The following is a 1,732-nucleotide window of genomic DNA, read 5'->3' as shown; positions in this document are numbered from 1 at the left end:
CCGAGCCGCGTTGACACCCGGCGGCGCGGGCGCGCATCATGGCCGTGGGAAAAACCGGCAGGCCAGGGAGGCACTACATGAACCGGAATCTCGCATTGCGCCGCGCGCTCGACGCCATCGCGCACCTGGACGATCCACAGCCGCCATGGAGCGAGCTGCTGCAAAGCATGCAGCAGGTGATCGGCGGCGACAGCGCCACCTTCATCCTGCTGGAGCGCGGCAGCGAGCTGCTGAGCTTTCAGCAGGTCAATGTTTCACCGGCCGCCGAGCGCGAATATGTGCAGCATTTCTGCGCGCACGACATCCTGATTCCGCCGACCTTGGGCGCCGCGCCCGGGAGCTGGTTCGACACGCACGAGCTGTTCTCGCCCGCCTTTCTCTCGAAGAACCTCTACTACGCCGACTTCATGTGCCGACACGGCGCGCGCCAGATGCTGGCCTGCGTCGTCGACGAGGGCCCGCAGCGCCGCGGCGGCCTCACGGTGCAGCGCAGCACGGCCGCGCATGCGCGCCGGCTGCTCGACAGCACGCGGATCCGCCGCGTCACCCAGGCGCTGCGCCACGGGCTGGCGCGCCGCGACGAGCGCGCCCGGCTGTGGCTCGGCGGCGCCGAATCCGCGCTCGCGGCCTTCGGCGAGGCGGTCTTGCTGGTGACGCCCGCGGGCACGGTGCTGCGCGCATCGGCCGGCGCGCAGGAGTTCTTCGGCACCAGCCGCTTGCTGCGCCTGCGCGGCCAGCGGCTTTGGCATCCGGATGCACAGACGCAGCAGGCGCTGGCGGCCGGCCTGCGGCTGGCGGCGCAATCGCGCCAGCGGGTCTGCCTGCCCATCGCCGGCGGATCGGCAGGCCTGCAAGAACTGGAAATGGCTCGCGCCGCACCGCAGCTGAGCCTGGGCGAGGAGGTGCTGGTGCTGGCGCGCATCCGCCTCGGCCGTTCGYAGGCGGCGCCCTCGACCGACGGCCTCTGCAGCGCCTTCGGCATCACGCCTGCCGAGGCGCGCGTGCTGGCCGCGCTGGTCGCGGCCCAGTCGCCCAAGCAGCATGCCGGCGCGCAGGGCGTGTCGGTGCACACGGTGCGCAGCCAGCTCGGCTCGCTGATGGCCAAGATGGGCTGCACGCGGCAGGTCGACCTGGTGCGCAAGGCGCTGCTCGCGCCCTAGGACGCTGGCCGCGGCCCAGGTTCAGGCCACTGCCAGCGTGGCGGCAGGCTCGCTGGTGTAGCTGCGCACCAGGCGCAGCAGTTCCTCTTCCGAGTAGGGCTTGCCGAGGTAGTGGTTCACGCCCAGCGTGCGCGCGTAGTCGCGGTGCTTCTCGGCGATGCGCGAGGTGATCATGATGATCGGCAGGCCGGCCATCGAATCGTCCGCGCGGATGTTGCGCGCCAGGTCGAAGCCGTCCATGCGCGGCATCTCGATGTCCGACAGCACCACCGCCGGGCGCTCCTGCTGCAGGCGTTCGAGCGCCTGCAGGCCGTCGGCCGCGAGGGACACGCGATAGCCTTCGCGCTGCAGCAGGCGCTGCGTCACGCGGCGCACGGTGATGGAGTCGTCGACCACCAGCACCAGCGGCACCTGCGGCGCCACCGGAGCCAGCATCGGCAACGGCTCCTGCGGCGCGCCGTGGTCGGCGCCGGCGGCATGCGCGGGCGCGGCCAGCGCGGCGGCCTGGCGCTCGCGCGCCTGGTCGCCATGCACCGCGGCCACTGCCACCGGGTTGTAGATGAGCGCCACCG

At 72.3% G+C, this 1,732-nt stretch carries 2 protein-coding genes; one reads left to right on the top strand and one right to left on the bottom strand.

The features are described from left to right. Positions 1 to 77 precede the first annotated feature (77 nt). A complete protein-coding gene (locus tag AC1DOC_RS32465; protein WP_478131421.1) occupies positions 78 to 1,160 on the top strand; it encodes a helix-turn-helix transcriptional regulator in 1,083 nt (360 codons plus the stop codon). Between the two features lie 21 nt (positions 1,161 to 1,181). Here the strand turns inward: AC1DOC_RS32465 and AC1DOC_RS32460 are convergent. After that, positions 1,182 to 1,732: response regulator (locus AC1DOC_RS32460; RefSeq protein ID WP_478131420.1), on the bottom strand; the 551-nt coding region annotated here is incomplete at its 5' end.

It is taken from the genome of Variovorax sp. 01T439_2 (assembly GCF_056398445.1).
Note: the sequence above shows the minus strand (reverse complement) of the source record. Positions and strands in the feature narration are given on the sequence as shown.